Source organism: Streptomyces sp. NPDC047853, from assembly GCF_043204535.1.
Taxonomy (GTDB): domain Bacteria; phylum Actinomycetota; class Actinomycetes; order Streptomycetales; family Streptomycetaceae; genus Streptomyces.
In genome coordinates this window covers 1-15,553 of the sequence record NZ_JBIDCI010000015.1, presented here as the reverse complement: position 1 = coordinate 15,553, position 15,553 = coordinate 1, and the positions used below count along the sequence as shown (strand labels likewise).

The window sequence follows — 15,553 nt, the reverse complement described above, 5'->3', positions numbered from 1 at the left end:
CCCGGCTCACCAGCGTCCCGGTGCGCTGCCGACGACCGCCTCCGAGCGGGTGCCGTCCACCCCGGCCGGCACGTCACCGGCGAGCATCACCCGGTGCATGGTCCGCGGGTGGTCGAGGTGGGCGTTGTCGCTCGGGGCGAGGTGGATGGTGGCCCTGTTGTCCCAGAAGGCGACGCTGCCCGGCCGCCAGCGGAAGCGGACCGTGTACTCGGGCCGGGTGGCCTGCTCCAGGAGCAGCTCCAGGACCGCCGCGCTCTCCGGGCGGGAGAGCCCGGCGATCTGCTCCACGTAGTAGCCGTTCACGAACAGCACCCGCTCCCCCGTCTCCGGGTGGACGCGTACCAGCGGGTGCACGGACGCGGTCTGATGGTCCAGCAGGTGCCGGACATAGGCGTCGTCGCCCGGCCTCGGCTGGTAGCCGACGCCCAGGCGGTGTTCGGCGCGCAGTCCGTCCACGAAGGCGCGCATCGGGGCGGACAGCCCGGCGTAGGCGGCGGCGAGGTTCGACCAGGTGGTGTCGCCGCCGTACGGCGGGACCGTCTCGGCGCGCAGGATCGTGGCGGCCGGCGGGTCGACACGGGCGCCGTGGTCGCAGTGCCAGCCGCGCAGCAGCGTGTGGCGCCTGCGCCGCAGCCACTCGTCGTGCTCCATCCCGAACCGGCCGCCCAGCTCCAGCCGGTCGGCGGTCGTCTCGACCTCCGGGAAACCGGCCGGTGACGCCTTGCCGCGCCTGGGCAGGACGACCGGATCGCCGAAGAGGCGCGCGAACGCCACGTGTCCGGCGTGGTCGAGGCGCTGGTCGCGGAAGAACACCACCTTCCAGCGCAGCAGCGCCGCCCGGACCGCCTCGACCTGCGCCGCGTCGAGACCGCGGGCCAGGTCGAGACCGTGGATCTCGGCGCCGATGTGTCCGGCGGCCGGCTCCACCTCGATCCCCGCCGCCCGCGCCGCCCTGCTCTCGGCCGTACGTTCCGCCGCTGTCCTGTCGGTCGTCATGCGCACTCCGTTGGTCGGTCGGTCGTCCCGCGGGTCCGTCGTTCGGGCTCCGGCAGAGATCGTGGCAGAGCGGGGCCTTGATCCTCTCCCCCGCCGCCCGGTTGATCATCGGTCGTCCCGTGGGCGACGCTGGACGGGCGGCGCCCCGCCGCACACGGTCGAGGGAAGGTCCCACGGTGATCAGCATCCCGGCACACACGCTCAACGACGGCACCGCGCTCCCCGCCCTGGGGCTGGGCACCTGGCCGATGACGGACGACGAGGCGCGGCGGGCGGTGCGCGAGGCCCTGGAGACGGGCTACCGCCTGATCGACACGGCCGCGAACTACCGCAACGAGACCGGCGTAGGCCGGGGCCTCGCCGACAGCGGGGTCCCCCGCGACGAGGTCGTGGTGACGACCAAGCTGCCCGGCCGGCACCACGGCTACGAGGAGACCCTCGCCTCCTTCGAGGAGTCCCGGGTCCGGCTCGGGGTGGAGTACGTCGACCTGTACCTGATCCACTGGCCGCTGCCCCGCGTGGACAAGTACGTGGACTCCTGGAGGGCCATGGTCAAGCTGCGCGAGGACGGCCTGGTGCGCTCGGTGGGCGTCTCGAACTTCACGGCCGGGCACATCGAACGGCTGGAGAAGGAGACCGGCGTGCTGCCGTCCGTCAACCAGATCGAGCTGCACCCGCTCTTCCCGCAGGAGGAGCTGCGCGCCTTCCACGAGCGCAAGGGCATCCGCACCGAGAGCTGGAGCCCGCTCGGCCGCGGCAGCGACCTGCTGGACGATCCGGTCCTCGCCGAGGTCGCCGAGGCGCACGGGGTGACCCCCGCCCAGGCGGTCCTGCGCTGGCACACCCAGCTCGGCGCCGTGCCCGTCCCGAAGTCCTCCGACCCGGCGCGGCAGCGGGCCAACCTCGATGTGTTCGGCTTCGACCTGGACGCCGGTCAGCTGCGCAGGGTCGCGGACCGCGCGCACCGGCGGATCGGCGGCGATCCTGAGGCGCACGAGGAGTTCTGACCCGGTAAGAGGTACGCGGGGTCCGGTCCCGGTCGGCGCAGGCGTCGCGGGGAAGGGGCCGGGTCACTCCTCGGGCAGGGCCTGTTCGGCCCAGATGGTCTTGCCGGTGCCGGTCTGCCGGCTGCCCCAGCGCTGGGTGAGCTGGGCGACCAGGAGCAGGCCGCGGCCGCCCTCGTCGTAGGCGTGGGCACGGCGCAGGTGCGGTGAGGTGGAGCTGCCGTCGGACACCTCGCAGATGAGGGCTCTGTCGCGGATGATGCGCAGCTGGATGGGCGGCTCGCCGTACCGGATGGCGTTCGTGACGAGTTCGCTGACGACCAGTTCGGTCACGAACGCCGCCTCCTCCAGGCCCCACCGCGCCAACTGCTCGTTGACGGAAGCCCGGGTGGCGGCCACGTCCGCGGGATCCGGCCGGACGTCCCAGGTGCGGATCCGGTCTGCGCCCAGCGCCCGGGTGCGGGCCAGGAGCAGTGCCACGTCGTCACCGGGTTCCTCGGGCATCACGGCCTTGAGCACGGTGTCGCAGAGTGCGTCGAGCGAGTGGGCGGGCACGGACAGCGCACGGCACAGCTCCTCGGTGGCGTGGTCGACGTCGCGGTCGCGATCCTCGACGAGGCCGTCCGTGTACAGGGCGACCACGGAGCCCTCGGCCAGTTCCAGTTCCGTCGCCTCGAACGGCAGTCCGCCGACCCCGAGGGGCGGTCCCGCGGTCATGCGGACCAGTCGGGTGGTGCCGTCGGGGAGGACGACGGCCGGCGCCGGGTGGCCGGCGGAGGCCAGGGTGAGGCGGCGGGTGACCGGGTCGTACACGGCGTACAGGCAGGTGGCACCCAGCTCGGCGACTTCCTCGCCCACGTCGCCGGCCGCGAGGTGGCTGACGAGATCGTCCAGGTGGGTGAGGAGCTCGTCGGGGGGCAGGTCGACGTCGGCGAGGGTGCGCACGGCCGTGCAGAGTCGGCCCATGGTCGCGGTGGAGGGGATGCCGTGGCCGACGACGTCCCCGACGACCAGGGCGACCCGGCTGCCGGACAGCGGGATCACGTCGAACCAGTCACCGCCGATGCCGGCCGCCGACACAGAGGGCAGGTAGCGGTGGGCCACCTCGACAGCCGCCTGTCCGGGCAGGTCCTTGGGCAGCAGGCTGTGCTGGAGGGCCAGGGCGGTGGAACGCTCGCGGGCGAACCGGCAGGCGTTGTCGACGCAGACGGCGGCCCGGCTGGCGAGCTCCTCGGCCAGCACCATGTCGTCCTCGACGTACGGGGCCTGGGCCCCGGAGCGGACGGCCACCGCGACGCCGAGCGTGGTGCCGCGGGCCCGCAGCGGCACCGCCAGGGTGGAACGGACGCTCAGACGGTAGGCCCGGTTGTGCGGGGCCTGCTCGTTGCGGACCCGCATCCACCGGTCGAAGTCCGGGTCGCCGGGGCCGGTGAGCACCGCGCGCCCCTCCCGCAGCGCCCGCGCGGGCGCCGAGTACGGCGGGTAGACGTCGGTCTCGCCCAGGTGCACGGACGCCCGGGGAAAGCCCTCGGTGGCGGCGCTGTGGGCCACGCGGCGCAGTTCGATGTCCTCGGCCGGGACCGCGAAGGGCTCCACCGAGCCCAGCACCCATTCGAGCAGGTCGACGCTGGCGAAGTCCGCGAAGCCAGGGACGAGGAGGTCGATCAGCTCCTCGGCGGTGCGCACGACGTCCAGGGTGGTGCCGATACCGGTGGCGGCCTCGTTCAGCAGGGCCAGCCGCTGCCGCGTGCGGTGTTGCACGGTGCTCTCGAAACCCGCCACGGCCACGGCCACCACCTCGGCGGACGCGTCGCGGACCGGCCACATCTCGATGGTCCAGGCGTGCTCGCCGAGCCGGGAGGAGGCGGAGGTGAAGGTCTCGTAGTGCGCGGGCCGGCCGATGTCCACGACCTGCCGCAGATGCCGCACGAATCCCGAACCGTCGGCGTCGACGTCCTCCATCACGTCGGACAACCGGCGTCCGATCAGGTCCTCCTGCGGCAGCCCCAGCATCCGGCGCGCCATGTCGTTCACCCTCAGGTAGCGCTGGCGGGTGTCGTGGACGGACATCGACAGGGACGCCTGCTGGAAGGTCTCCCCGGTCAGGCGCAGGCCGCTGCCGTCCGACGGTTCGACGGTCACCGCGTACCCGGACGGGGTACCGTCCGCCCCCAGCAGCGGCAGCCCGCGCAGGGACAGCGCCAGGGTGGAGCCGTCCCGATGGCGGAGCAGGGCCTCACCGGACAGTTCGGACAGCGTCCGGGGCGGTGGCTCCTGGGCGAGCAGGTCCCGCGCGGACCGGCCGACGGCCTCCTCGGCCGGGTAACCGGTCAGCCGCCGGGCGCCCTCGCTCCACCCCGTCACCGTGCCGTGCACGTCCAGGGTCGCCGCAGCGGAGACATGCTCCATAGCGTCCAGGATTGCCCCGTTGCGGCCGGGTTTCAACCGCGCGGGGGCGGAGCGCTAGCCGCGGTGAGCGCGCAGCGCCGCCAGGGCGCGGTCGGCGTGGGCGCTCATCCTCACCTCGCTGCGGACGACCTCGAGCACCGTGCGGTCCTGTGCGATGACGAAGGTGACCCGCCTGGTGGGAGCCAGGGCGAAGCCCCTCCGTACGCCGAACAGCTCGCGCACCGCGCCGTCGGCGTCGGACAGCAGCGGCATCCCGAGGGTGTGGCGTCCGGCGAACTCCCGCTGCCGCTCGACGCCGTCGCCGCTGACGCCGACGGGGCGGGCGCCCGCGGCGGCGAACTCGGCGGCGAGGTCGCGGAAGTGGCAGGCCTCGGCGGTGCAGCCGGGGGTGAGGGCGGCGGGGTAGAAGAACAGGACGACCGGGCCGCCCGCGAGCAGCTCGGACAGGCGGCGCGGGGCGCCGGTCTCGTCCGGCAGGGCGAAGTCCTCGACCGTGTCGCCCACAGCCGGGCCGCGGCTCACGACCGGCCCTCGCTGCCCCGGGCGACCCCGCGGGCCCACAGCACCAGCGGCACCTGCACCGGCAGCCGGCCGTAGGCGGCGGCCTTCTGCGGCGTGGGACGGTGCCGCCAGTCCACGGCCATCTTGACGTTGGCGGGGAACACCCCGACGAAGAAGGCGGCCGTGGCCAGCGCGGCGGCCTTGCGGGTGCGCGGCAGTGCGATGCCGGCGGCGAGCGCCAGCTCGGCGGCGCCGCTGGCGTAGGTCCACGCCCGGGGCGAGCCCGGCAGGCCGCGCGGCACGATCGCGTCGAAGGTGCGGGGGCGTGCGAAGTGGGCGGCGCCCGCGGTGGCCAACAGGCCGGCGAGCAGCAGGGGCGAACGTTCGGAACGGGACACGGTTCCTCCTCCGGGGGCCTGGCGCGCGATATTACTCGACGGTAAGGACGCGGGACGCACCGGCGCCGGCGCGGTCGCGGGGACGCCGGGCGGGTGGCCGTACCAGCGGTGGGATGTCCCTGGTACTTCCGCAGCCCCTGCAGTTGCCCGAGGCATCCGGTTGCGGTCTCGGGCGCTCCCTCCTGACCGCGGGCCTGGTCATGGGTGCGGTGCCGGCCGCCGAGACGGCCGCCGCGAACAGCAGCCTGAACACCCTCATGAGGTCCATCGGCACGTCGGCGGCCGGCGCCGGCTCCCCCGGGGACCGGCGCCGTTCAGGCGAACCTGCCGGGCAACGCGCGTGGCGGCCTGCGGGGGCGTCGAGAACTGACCCGTGGAGCTGCCGCTGATCCCTCCCATGCTCGCCACGCCCGGCACCCTGCCGCCCGCCGCGCAGGACCCGCGCTGGGCGTACGAGACCAAGCAGGACGGCCAGCGCGTGGTGGTCTACCTGCCCGGCGACGGCAGCGTGCTGCTGCGTGCCCGCTCCGGCCAGGACATCACGGCCGCCTACCCCGAGCTGGCGCCCCTCGGCACCGCGCTCGGCGCCACCCCCGCCGTGCTGGACGGAGAGGTCCTCGCCCTGGACGAACGGGGCCGCGCCGACTTCCAGTTGCTCCAGTCCCGGATGGGCCTGGCGCACGCCCCGGGCCGGGCGGCGCACCGGGCGGCGAAGGTCCCGGCCCACCTGGTGCTGTTCGACGCCCTGCACCTGGAACGCCGCTCCTTCCTGCGGCTGCCGTACCGCACCCGCCGCGACCGGCTGACGGCCCTCGGGCTCGACGGCCCCTCCTGGTCGACGCCCGGGGCCCTGGTCGGCCACGGCGAACAGGCGCTGCGCGCCACCCGCGAGCACGGGCTGGAGGGCCTGGTGTGCAAGCGGCTGGACTCGGTGTACGAGCCGGGCGTCCGCTCCCGGGCCTGGATCAAGATCCGCAACATGCGCAGCGAGGACGTCGTGGTCGGCGGCTGGCTGCCCGGCAAGGGGCGGCTCACGGGCCTGCCCGGCGCCGTCCTGGTCGGCCAGCGCGCCGCGGGTCGGCTGCGCTACGTCGGCGGGGTCGGCACCGGCTGGAGCGAGGCCGAGCGGACGGAGCTGGCCGCGTTGCTGCGGGCCGCCGAGACCGATGTGTGCCCCTTCGACCCCGTACCGCCGGTGCGGGGGGCGCGCTGGGCGGTCCCCCGGCTGGTCGGCGAGGTCCGCTACAGCACCCGCACCCGGGAGGGCCTGCTGCGCCAGCCGTCCTGGCTGAGACTCCGCCCGGACCTCGCGCCCGAGGAGTCGGCCGCCGACCTCCCGGACGACATGGTGTGACACGGAGTCAGGTACGGGGAGGTCAAGTATTGGGCTCTCCTTCACCGCGGGGACGCCTGGGGCCCCTTGGCACGGGAGGGGAAAGAGGGCACGCTGAAGTCCCTTTCCCCCCACCGTTGTTGGGCTGTGCCCGACCAAGAGGAGGACCGCGGTGCCTTCGCGTACACCCCGCACCCGCCGCCGGAGATGGCTCGCCGCACCGCTCGGCGCGCTCGCCCTCGTCGTCGCCTTCCCCGCCACCGCCTTCGCCGCACCGCCCCCGGGACTGCCCGGCAACGCCGACGCCGCGGAGCGGACGTACCAGCCCGCGTACGACTACGACACCGACGGCTGCTACCCCACCCCGGCCATCGGAGCGGACGGAGCGGTCAACGGCGGGCTCAATCCGACCGGCGCCCTGAACGGCAACTGCCGTGACGCCTCCGACCTGGACAACACCAACGGCTACTCGCGCGCCAAGTGCGACAACGGCTGGTGCGCCTACCTGTACGGCCTGTACTTCGAGAAGGACCAGGCGCTGCCCGGCAGCAGCCTCGGCGGCCACCGGCACGACTGGGAGCACGTCGTGGTGTGGGTGCGGGACGGCGGCGGCGTCGAGTACGTCTCGACGTCCAACCACGGCTCGTTCAGCGTGCACGCGCGGTCGGCGATCCGCTTCGACGGCACCCACCCGAAGATCGTCTACCACAAGGACGGCATCAGCACCCACTGCTTCCGGCCGGCGACCTCGGGCGACGAACCGCCGGAGAACCACAAGGGCGGGTGGCAGTACCCGACGCTGGTCGGCTGGAACGGCTATCCGGCCGGGTTGCGCGAGAAGTTGAGCACCTACGACTTCGGCAGCGCCAACTTCGGCCTGAAGGACGGCAGCTTCGCCTCCCACCTGGCCGCCGCCAAACCCTCCGGCGTCCCCTTCGACCCGTACGCCTGACCCGGCGGCTGGGCCGGTCGGGCGAACCGCAGGGCCCGCACGCCCCGGAGAGCACTATCGTGTCCGCATGTCCGTCCCCGAACTGATCCGCATCGTCTCCCGCGACTCCCCCATGGCCCTGGCGCAGGTCGAGCGCGTCCGGGCCGGGCTGGCGGCCCTCCACCCCGGCGTGCGCACCGAGGTCGTCCCGGTGAAGACCACCGGCGACAAGTGGCTCGGCGACCTGGCGCAGGTGGAGGGCAAGGGCGCGTTCACCAAGGAGGTCGACGCCGCGCTGCTGTCGGGCGAGGCCGATCTCGCGGTGCACTGCGTCAAGGACGTGCCCGCCGACCGGCCGCTTCCGGCGGGCACGGTCTTCGCCGCGTTCCTGGAGCGGGACGACGTCCGTGACGCCCTGATCCATCCGGAGGGGCTCACGCTGGACGAGCTTCCGGCCGGGACCCGCGTCGGCACGTCCTCGGTGCGCCGCGTCGCCCAGCTGGCCGCGACCCATCCGCACCTGCGGTGCGTGCCGTTCCGGGGCAACGCCAACCGCCGCCTCGCCAAGCTGGCCGCCGGCGAGGCGGACGCCCTGCTGCTCGCGGTGGCCGGCCTGGAGCGCATCGGCCGCCGGGACGTGATCAGCGAGGTCCTCTCGCCGGAGACGATGATGCCGCCGATCGGCGCGGGCATCCTCGCCCTGCAGTGCCGGGAGGGCGACACCGCCCTCATCGAGGCGGTGAGCGGCCTCGGACACCCCGCGACCCATCGGGAGGCGGCGGCGGAGCGCATGTTCCTGCACGTCCTGCAGGGGCACTGCAACAGCCCGATCGCCGGCTGCGCCCGGGTGGACCGCAGCGGGGAACTCTCCCTGCGGGCCTGCGTGTTCACCCCGGACGGCAAGACCCGGCTGAACGCCCACGAGTGGGCCGGCCGGCTCGACCCGGCGACCCTCGGCACCTCGGTCGCCGTGGCCCTGCTGCGTCAGGGCGCCCGCGAGATCATCGACGGCATCCCGCACTGAGGCGCCGCCGTCCGGCGGGGGTCAGGCGGTGCCCTTCTCCGCCTGGTCCCGCAGGAAGGCACTCACCTGGCACGCCAGCCCCTCGTCCCGCGCCCCGCCGGACAGGGGCTCGGCGCCCTCGTCGGGCAGCCCGAGGCCACCGGTCCACACCCGGCGGTCGGCCCAGTCCTCGTCCACCCGGACCTGCACCTGGACGTCCACCTGGGAGAGGTTCGCCTCCGGTCCCGCCGCGTAGAGCACGGCGGTCGCCCGGCGCAGCGGGTAGACGTCGAAGCCCTCGATGAACTGGGAGTTGCGCCAGTCGAGGAAGGCGCTCTCCCCGTCGGGACCGATCCGCACGTCGATCTGGCCGTCCTCGAGGTGGACGCCGAGATGCCGGGCGCCCCGGTTCTCCACGGTCACCCGGACGCAGAAGTACGTCAGCCCCTCGGCCGCGTCGTCCCGTCCGCGCGGCGGCTCGGCCGGCTCAAGGCGGTGGACACGGACCCGCAGGCCGGCGTGCTCGTCGTACTCCTGCCAGTCCCCGACCACGTTCGGCTCGTACACGGTGCCCCTCTCGACCTCTCGACGCTGCTTCCTATCTGTGCGCTCAGTGCACTGTCAAATGAGCGGAATGCGCTGTGGCCAGGGACTTCGCCCCTTTTGCTCGGCGATCAAGCGCTGCCCAGGAACGATCCGCCGGCACCGGTGCCGGACGATCATCCGCGGCGTGCCGCACATCACGTCCGTGGACGCCGTCGTCTCGCCCACCGGTCCGCAGCCGTTCGGGTGGCAGCCCGCGACATTCGCGCTCAGTATCCATATATATGAGGATTCGCCAGCGCCCTTGTTGAAGGAGGTGCGCATGACGCGTATCGCCGGCAGGACCAAGCCCCACCCCCACGACGACGCCCCCGACACGGCCAGAGCCTTCGTCCGGCTCGCGGAGCTGCCCGAGGGCCCGGAGCGCAAGGCGCTGCGGGACGAGCTGATCCAGGTCTGGCTGCCGATGTCCGAGCGGATCGCGGTCCGCTTCCGGGGCCGCGGGGAGAACCTGGAGGACCTCTACCAGGTGGCGGCGCTCGGCCTGGTCAAGGCGGTCGACCACTACGACCCGCGCCGCGGCCACGCCTTCGAGGCCTACGCCGTGCCCACCGTGACGGGCGAGATCAAACGGCACTTCCGCGACCACATGTGGACCCTGCACGTACCGCGCCGCATCCAGGACCTGCGCAACCGGGTCCGCAAGTCCGTGAAGGAGCTGGCGCAGGTCACCCCGGGGCGCGCGCCCACGGTCGAGGAGATCGCCGAGCACGCGCATCTGACCCCGGCCGAGGTCCGTACCGGCATGGAGGCCCTGGAGTGCTTCTCCGCCCTCTCCCTGGAGGCGGAGATGCCGGGGACCGACGGGTACGCCCTCGGGGACGCGCTCGGCGGCCCGGACCCGGCCTTCGACGCCGTGGTGGACCGGGTGGCGGTACGGCCCTGTCTGGAGGCGCTGCCCGAGCGCGAGCGCACCATCCTCTACCTGCGGTTCTTCGGAGGGATGACCCAGAGCCGCATCGCGCAGCAGCTCGGCATCTCGCAGATGCACGTCTCCCGGCTGCTGAGCGGCTGCTTCGACCGCCTCCGGGACGAGATCCTCGCGGAGGCCCGCTGAGAACGCGGGCTCAGCCCTCCGGCGGAACGCCGGGGATCTGCGTCGGGCCGTGGCGGTCGACGGACGCCTCCAGCGTGGCCCGGATCTCCGGCGGCATCACTCCCGTGCGCCCCCAGATGAGTATCATTTCTGCCACATTGCGCAGTTTGATGTTCGTATGCTGGGAAACTTCCTTCAAGACGATCCACCCCTGGTCGGGTGCCATCCGGCCGAGGACGACGATCATCCCTATCGCCTGGTCGACGACGGCGTGCGAGACGACCGCCTCCTTCAGCTGCCGGACCTGTTCCTGCAGCTGGAAGACCTGGTCCGAGCCCCAGTCCGTGGGCATGGTCACCTCCGGATCCGGCGGGTCACCGCCGCCTGCGCCGCGCGGTACGGCTCCGACGCGTCCATCGTGGTCACAAGTGACGCACCGCGCCACCGGACTGCCGGGGGCGCGCCCGCCACCGTTTCGGCGCCACGGCCGGGGTACTCGGCAGGCGCCCGCCGCACTCCCGGCCGGACACTGGTGTGGAGCCGGTGGCTGCCGGTGGACGAGATCAGGACGCGACTGCCATGAACCACCACGACATGCCCTCTTCCGCCGGCGGGGAGAGCCTGCTGTCCACGCACTCCGTGTACGGCGCCCCCTGCTGGGTGAGCCTGACCAGCCGTGATCTGAAAGCCACCGAGGAGTTCTACTCCGCCGTGCTGGGCTGGCAGTGGCGTCCCGCCAGGCTGGGCGAGCCGTTCCGCATCGCACTGGCCGACGGGGCGCCGGTCGCCGGGATCGCGGCGGTGGCCGCGATGTGGCAGATGGCGGTGGCGTGGACGCCGTACTTCGCCGTGCGCAGCGCGGACGACGCCGTGTCGCGGGCGCAGGAGCGCGGGGGCACGGCAGCCGTCGGACCCATCTCCCTGCCGCCCGGACGGGCCGCCCTGCTGGCCGACCGGGACGGCGCGACCTTCGGGATCTGGGAGGGCGAGCTGTTCTCGGACTGGGAGACCTGGCGCAGCTCGCGCCCGGCCTTCATCCGGCTGCACACGCGCGACGCCTTCGACGCCGCCATCTTCTACGGCGAGGTCTTCGACTGGGCCGGGCGCGACGGCTGCTGCGAGGTCCAGTACGAGGGCGACGAGGTGGTCCTGCGCAACCAGGGCGACGTGGTGGCGCGCATCGAGTCGGGCGCGCTGGGTGCGGCGCCCGACCCGGCCATCCGGCCGCACTGGCAGGTCCACTTCGCGGTCGGGGACGTCGCGGCCTGCGCCCGGACGGCGGAGCGGCACGGCGGCAGCGTGCTGTACCTCGGCGACGAGGAGGCCGTGCTCCGGGACGCCGACGGCGCGCAGTTCACCGTGACCGCCCGCGGCCCGGGCAGCTGACCTCACGGCCGGCTCACCGGCCGGCGCGGGTCGGCCGGGAGAGCAGCACCAGGCTGCGCTGCTCGACGGTGAGCACGGTGCCCGCCTTGTGCTCGGCCTCGTCGGGGATGCCCTCCGGGTCGGCGGTGTCGATCAGGGTCGTCCAGCGCTCGCCGTAGGTGACGTCGGGCAGCCGGAAGTCGGTCGGCTCCCAGTGGCTGTTGAGCAGCAGCAGGAAGGAGTCGTCCGTGACGGGCCGGCCGCACGGGTCCGGTTCGGCGATGGCGTCGCCGTTGAGGAAGACGCCGACGGCGTGCGCGTCGGAGCGCTGCCAGTCGTCGTCGGTCATCTCCCGCGCGTCCGGCAGCAGCCACACCAGGTCGGGCAGCGGCTGGTCCGCGTGGGTGACCGTCTCGCCGCGGAAGTAGCGGCGGCGGCGCAGCACCGGGTGGTCGGCCCGCAGGGCGATGAGGCGGCGGGCGAAGTCCAGCAGGGCGCGCTGTTCGCCGTCGAGCCGCCAGTCGATCCAGGAGATCTCGTTGTCCTGGCAGTAGGCGTTGTTGTTGCCGCGCTGGGTGCGGCCCAGTTCGTCGCCGTGGCAGAGCATCGGGATGCCCTGCGAGAGCAGGAGGGTGGCCAGGAAGTTGCGCTGCTGCCGGCCGCGCAGCTCCCGCACGGCCGGGTCCTTCGTCTCGCCCTCGGCTCCGCAGTTCCAGGAGCGGTTGTGGCTCTCGCCGTCCCGGTTGTCCTCGCCGTTGGCCTCGTTGTGCTTGTCGTTGTACGAGACGAGGTCGCGCAGGGTGAACCCGTCGTGCGCGGTGACGAAGTTGACGCTCGCGCGGGGGCGGCGCCGGCTGTGCTGGTAGAGGTCGGAGGAACCGGTCAGCCGGGAGGCGAACTCCCCGAGCGTGTGCTCCTCGCCGCGCCAGAAGTCCCGTACCGCGTCCCGGTACATGCCGTTCCACTCCGACCAGAGCTGCGGGAAGTTGCCCACCTGGTAGCCGCCCTCGCCGACGTCCCACGGCTCGGCGATCAGCTTGACCCGGCTGATCACCGGGTCCTGCTGGATGAGGTCGAAGAAGGCCGAGAGCCGGTCCACCTCGTGGAACTGCCGGGCCAGGGTGGCGGCGAGGTCGAAGCGGAAGCCGTCCACGTGCATCTCGGTCACCCAGTACCGCAGCGAGTCCATGATCAGCTGGAGTACGTAGGGGTGGCGCATCAGCAGGCTGTTGCCGGTGCCGGTGGTGTCGTAGTAGTGCTGCCAGTCGCCGTCCACCAGGCGGTAGTAGGACGCGTTGTCGATGCCGCGGAAGGAGAGGGTGGGGCCCTTCTCGTTGCCCTCGGCGGTGTGGTTGTAGACCACGTCCAGGATGACCTCGAGGCCGGCCTCGTGCAGGGTCTTGACCATCGACTTGAACTCGGTGACCTGCTGTCCGCGGGTGCCGAGGGCGGCGTAGCCGTTGTGCGGGGCGAAGAAGCCGATGGTGTTGTAGCCCCAGTAGTTGGACAGGCCGCGGTCCCGGAGGTGGCCGTCGTGCACGAACTGGTGCACCGGCATCAGCTCCACGGCGGTCACGCCGAGGGAGGTGAGGTGGTCCACGACCGCGGGGTGCGCCAGCCCGGCGTAGGTGCCGCGCAGTTCCTCGGGCACCTCGGGGTGGGTCCGGCTGATGCCGCGGACGTGGGCCTCGTAGATCACGCTCTCCGAGTAGGCGCGCCTGGGCGGGCGGTCGTCGCCCCAGTCGAAGAAGGGGTCGGTGACCACGCCCAGCATGGTGTGCCCGGCGCTGTCGCCCGGGTCGGCCCGGCCCTTGGCCCGTTCGAAGAGGGAGGCGTGGTTGTCCACCATGCCGTCCACGGCCCGGGTGTAGGGGTCGAGGAGCAGCTTCGCCGGATTGCAGCGGTGGCCCACGGACGGGGCCCACGGACCGTGGACCCGGTAGCCGTAGCGCTGCCCCGGGCCGACGCCGGGCAGGTAGCAGTGCCAGACGAAGCCGTCGACGTCGGGCAGCGGGACGGTGCTGTGGTGGCCGTCGTCGTCGACGAGGACGAGGTCGACGCGTTCGGCGACCTCGCTGAACAGCGCGAAGTTGGTGCCCTGTCCGTCGTACGCGGCCCCCAGGGGGTAGGGGTGCCCGCTCCACACGGGCGACCCCTTCCAGTTCGGCCTGGCGCGGGTCACCGGGCCTCCTCCAGTACGCCGTACGTCGTGCTGGCCCGTTCGGCCGGACGCGCCAGCCTGGCCACCGGCATGATCTCTCGCGGCACTTCCAACCCCTCCTGGGTGATCGGTTCCGGGGCGGTGGCGACCAGCGGGACTCGTTCGCCGGCCCGGGCGCGCTGCGAGAACCAGATGACCTTGGCCCCCGTGTCGGCGGCGCAGCAGCCCCAGCCGTCGCTGGTCGCGGCGAGGTGCTGCAGGCAGGTGCGCAGGTCCTGGTCGGGACGGAGCGCGTGGTCGTTGCCCCCTACGGCCGTGATGAGGTGCTGGTGGTTCCACCACATCTCGATCGACGTGTTCTTGTCGCTCGCGTGCTCGTCGATCGCCCGCAGCAGCATCTCGGCGCCTGAGCAGACGGGTTCGACGAGGTTCTCCAGGTTCCAGAACCGGAGGTGAGCGGCCAGGATGCGCCTGACCTGTCCGACCCGTTCCGGGCTCACTTCCACGTCGAGGTGGTAGTAGCAGGGCACTGCGGTCTTCATCGTCGTGGCTCCTCACCGCGAGAGCTCTCGCTCCTCCCGTCCCTTGGGGGACGGGTCCCCGATCACGAAGCGTGAGCGCTGATCGCTTCTGAGTCACTCCAGAGTGGGAGCAGTGCTCCATTCGTGCAACAGGAGAGAGAAGTTGAAGATCCAACAAGACGGGGAGTCACCGCGCATGCACCATGTGTGAAGACTCGCTCGTCCGTACCGGACCGTCCGGAAGGTGACCGGCCATGCTGCTTCCTGCGAAGACAGAAGTCGCCCGGCAGCTGCGGCGTTACCGCACCTGGGAACGCTCGATGCTCGCGTCCCCCGCGGACCTGCGGGTCCGGGCCACCTTCGAGGACGCCGGCTACACCCTCTGCGTGCTGATGGGGAAGCGGTGCGCTCGCGAGGCGGCGGACGCCGCCGAGCGGTATCTGCGCACGAACCTCGTCACCTATCTGCAGGAACAGAACGAACGGCCCCGGGCCGCCCGGGCGGCCCGCCGGGGCCCTCCGGTGGCGGACCGGCTCTCCCCGTCGGGGCGGAAGACCCCCTCCGGCGCTGCTTGACCCAATCGGCCGGGCCGGCGCCCGGCCCCGAGCACGGCGGAGGTGAGAACGGATGAGCACGACCGTGGGAATCGGACGTATCCCGGTACGGGACGTCCACCCGGTGGTGGAGTACGGCCGGCGCCCGGCGAAGGCGGTGGCCGGAGAGACGTTCGAGGTCACCGCCTCCGTGTTCCGCGAGGGACACGACGCGGTGGCCGCCAACGTGGTGCTGAAGGACCCCGAGGGCCGGCCGGGCCCGTGGACGCCGATGCGGGAGCTGGCCCCGGGCAGCGACCGCTGGGGCGCCGAGGTCACCCCGGGCGCCCCGGGTCGCTGGACCTACCGGGTGGAGGCCTGGGGCGACCCGGTCACCACGTGGAAGCACCACGCGCGGATCAAGGTCCCGGCGGGCATCGACACCGGCCTCGTCCTGGAGGAGGGGGCCGAGCTGTACCGGCGGGCCGCCGCGGGGGTCCCGAAGGACGCCGGGCGCGACGCGGTCCTGGCCGCCGCCACCGCCCTGCTCGACGACACGCTGCCCGTGGCCACCCGGCTGGCGGCGGCGTTGACGCCGCAGGTGGACGCGGTGCTGGCCCGGCATCCGCTGCGGGAGCTGGTCACCAGCTCCGACCCGCTGCCGCTGCTGGTGGAACGCGAACGCGCCCTGTACGGCGCCTGGTACGAGTTCTTCCCCCGCTCCGAGGGCACCCCCGAGCGGCCCCACGGCACCTTCCG

Annotated in this window: 16 protein-coding genes and 1 pseudogene; 9 read left to right on the top strand and 8 right to left on the bottom strand. The window is 73.0% G+C overall.

The features are described 5' to 3' along the window. Positions 1-6: 6 nt before the first annotated feature. Positions 7-996 carry a TauD/TfdA family dioxygenase gene (locus ACGF5T_RS25780; protein WP_366767418.1) on the bottom strand — a complete coding sequence of 330 codons (990 nt, stop codon included), beginning with the start codon at positions 994-996 and terminating at the stop codon, positions 7-9. Positions 997-1,172: 176 nt separating this feature from the next. Between ACGF5T_RS25780 and ACGF5T_RS25775 the strand changes: the two genes are divergently transcribed. Beyond that, positions 1,173-2,003, top strand: coding sequence for an aldo/keto reductase (locus tag ACGF5T_RS25775; protein WP_356609502.1), 831 nt, complete (start codon positions 1,173-1,175; stop codon positions 2,001-2,003). 63 nt (positions 2,004-2,066) lie between these two features. Here the strand turns inward: ACGF5T_RS25775 and ACGF5T_RS25770 are convergent, their stop codons facing one another. The 3 genes from ACGF5T_RS25770 to ACGF5T_RS25760 are packed head-to-tail and all read right to left on the bottom strand — an operon-like array spanning position 2,067 to position 5,308. Further along, positions 2,067-4,409, bottom strand: coding sequence for a SpoIIE family protein phosphatase (locus ACGF5T_RS25770; protein WP_366767419.1), 2,343 nt, complete (start codon positions 4,407-4,409; stop codon positions 2,067-2,069). Positions 4,410-4,463: 54 nt separating this feature from the next. Continuing rightward, positions 4,464-4,931 (bottom strand): peroxiredoxin, encoded by a 468-nt coding sequence (locus tag ACGF5T_RS25765; protein WP_366767420.1) that lies wholly within the window; start codon positions 4,929-4,931, stop codon positions 4,464-4,466. Further along, positions 4,928-5,308 (bottom strand): DoxX family protein, encoded by a 381-nt coding sequence (locus tag ACGF5T_RS25760; protein WP_366767421.1) that lies wholly within the window; start codon positions 5,306-5,308, stop codon positions 4,928-4,930. The genes ACGF5T_RS25765 and ACGF5T_RS25760 overlap by 4 nt, the downstream gene beginning before the upstream one ends. 113 nt (positions 5,309-5,421) lie before the next feature. Here ACGF5T_RS25760 and ACGF5T_RS25755 point away from each other — a divergent pair. The 4 genes and pseudogenes from ACGF5T_RS25755 to hemC all read left to right on the top strand — a co-directional run. After that, a pseudogene (locus tag ACGF5T_RS25755) lies at positions 5,422-5,598 on the top strand (MFS transporter); the annotation flags it as partial. An 83-nt stretch (positions 5,599-5,681) separates the two neighbouring features. Beyond that, entirely contained in the window at positions 5,682-6,662 is a 981-nt protein-coding gene (locus ACGF5T_RS25750) for an ATP-dependent DNA ligase (protein WP_366767422.1), read from the top strand. A gap of 151 nt (positions 6,663-6,813) precedes the next feature. Next, positions 6,814-7,593, top strand: a complete 780-nt coding sequence (locus tag ACGF5T_RS25745; RefSeq protein WP_366767423.1) for an NPP1 family protein — start codon at positions 6,814-6,816, stop codon at positions 7,591-7,593. A 67-nt stretch (positions 7,594-7,660) separates the two neighbouring features. Next, entirely contained in the window at positions 7,661-8,596 is a 936-nt protein-coding gene (gene hemC / locus ACGF5T_RS25740) for a hydroxymethylbilane synthase (RefSeq protein WP_361017344.1), read from the top strand. A gap of 21 nt (positions 8,597-8,617) precedes the next feature. Here the strand turns inward: hemC and ACGF5T_RS25735 are convergent, their stop codons facing one another. After that, a complete protein-coding gene (locus tag ACGF5T_RS25735; RefSeq protein ID WP_356609488.1) occupies positions 8,618-9,142 on the bottom strand; it encodes a hypothetical protein in 525 nt (174 codons plus the stop codon). A gap of 298 nt (positions 9,143-9,440) precedes the next feature. On the opposite strand from ACGF5T_RS25735, the gene ACGF5T_RS25730 reads away from it, so the two are divergent. After that, positions 9,441-10,235, top strand: coding sequence for a SigB/SigF/SigG family RNA polymerase sigma factor (locus tag ACGF5T_RS25730; protein ID WP_356609486.1), 795 nt, complete (start codon positions 9,441-9,443; stop codon positions 10,233-10,235). A 10-nt stretch (positions 10,236-10,245) separates the two neighbouring features. On the opposite strand, the gene ACGF5T_RS25725 is transcribed toward ACGF5T_RS25730, so the two are convergent. Next, positions 10,246-10,566, bottom strand: coding sequence for an ANTAR domain-containing protein (locus ACGF5T_RS25725; RefSeq protein WP_356609484.1), 321 nt, complete (start codon positions 10,564-10,566; stop codon positions 10,246-10,248). 227 nt (positions 10,567-10,793) lie between these two features. Here ACGF5T_RS25725 and ACGF5T_RS25720 point away from each other — a divergent pair, with 227 nt between their 5' ends. Continuing rightward, a complete protein-coding gene (locus ACGF5T_RS25720; RefSeq protein ID WP_356609482.1) occupies positions 10,794-11,600 on the top strand; it encodes a VOC family protein in 807 nt (268 codons plus the stop codon). 13 nt (positions 11,601-11,613) lie between these two features. Here the strand turns inward: ACGF5T_RS25720 and glgX are convergent, their stop codons facing one another. Together glgX and ACGF5T_RS25710 are read right to left on the bottom strand one after the other, a co-directional pair. Further along, on the bottom strand, positions 11,614-13,761 hold the full coding sequence (glgX, locus tag ACGF5T_RS25715) for a glycogen debranching protein GlgX (RefSeq protein WP_366767424.1): 2,148 nt from the start codon (positions 13,759-13,761) through the stop codon (positions 11,614-11,616). After that, complete coding sequence (locus ACGF5T_RS25710) at positions 13,758-14,282, bottom strand: hypothetical protein (RefSeq protein ID WP_063481257.1); 525 nt, start codon at positions 14,280-14,282, stop codon at positions 13,758-13,760. The genes glgX and ACGF5T_RS25710 overlap by 4 nt, the downstream gene beginning before the upstream one ends. A gap of 233 nt (positions 14,283-14,515) precedes the next feature. Between ACGF5T_RS25710 and ACGF5T_RS25705 the strand changes: the two genes are divergently transcribed. After that, positions 14,516-14,836 carry a DUF5133 domain-containing protein gene (locus tag ACGF5T_RS25705; protein ID WP_356609478.1) on the top strand — a complete coding sequence of 107 codons (321 nt, stop codon included), beginning with the start codon at positions 14,516-14,518 and terminating at the stop codon, positions 14,834-14,836. A gap of 52 nt (positions 14,837-14,888) precedes the next feature. Further along, positions 14,889-15,553: maltotransferase domain-containing protein (locus ACGF5T_RS25700; RefSeq protein WP_366767425.1), on the top strand; the 665-nt coding region annotated here is incomplete at its 3' end.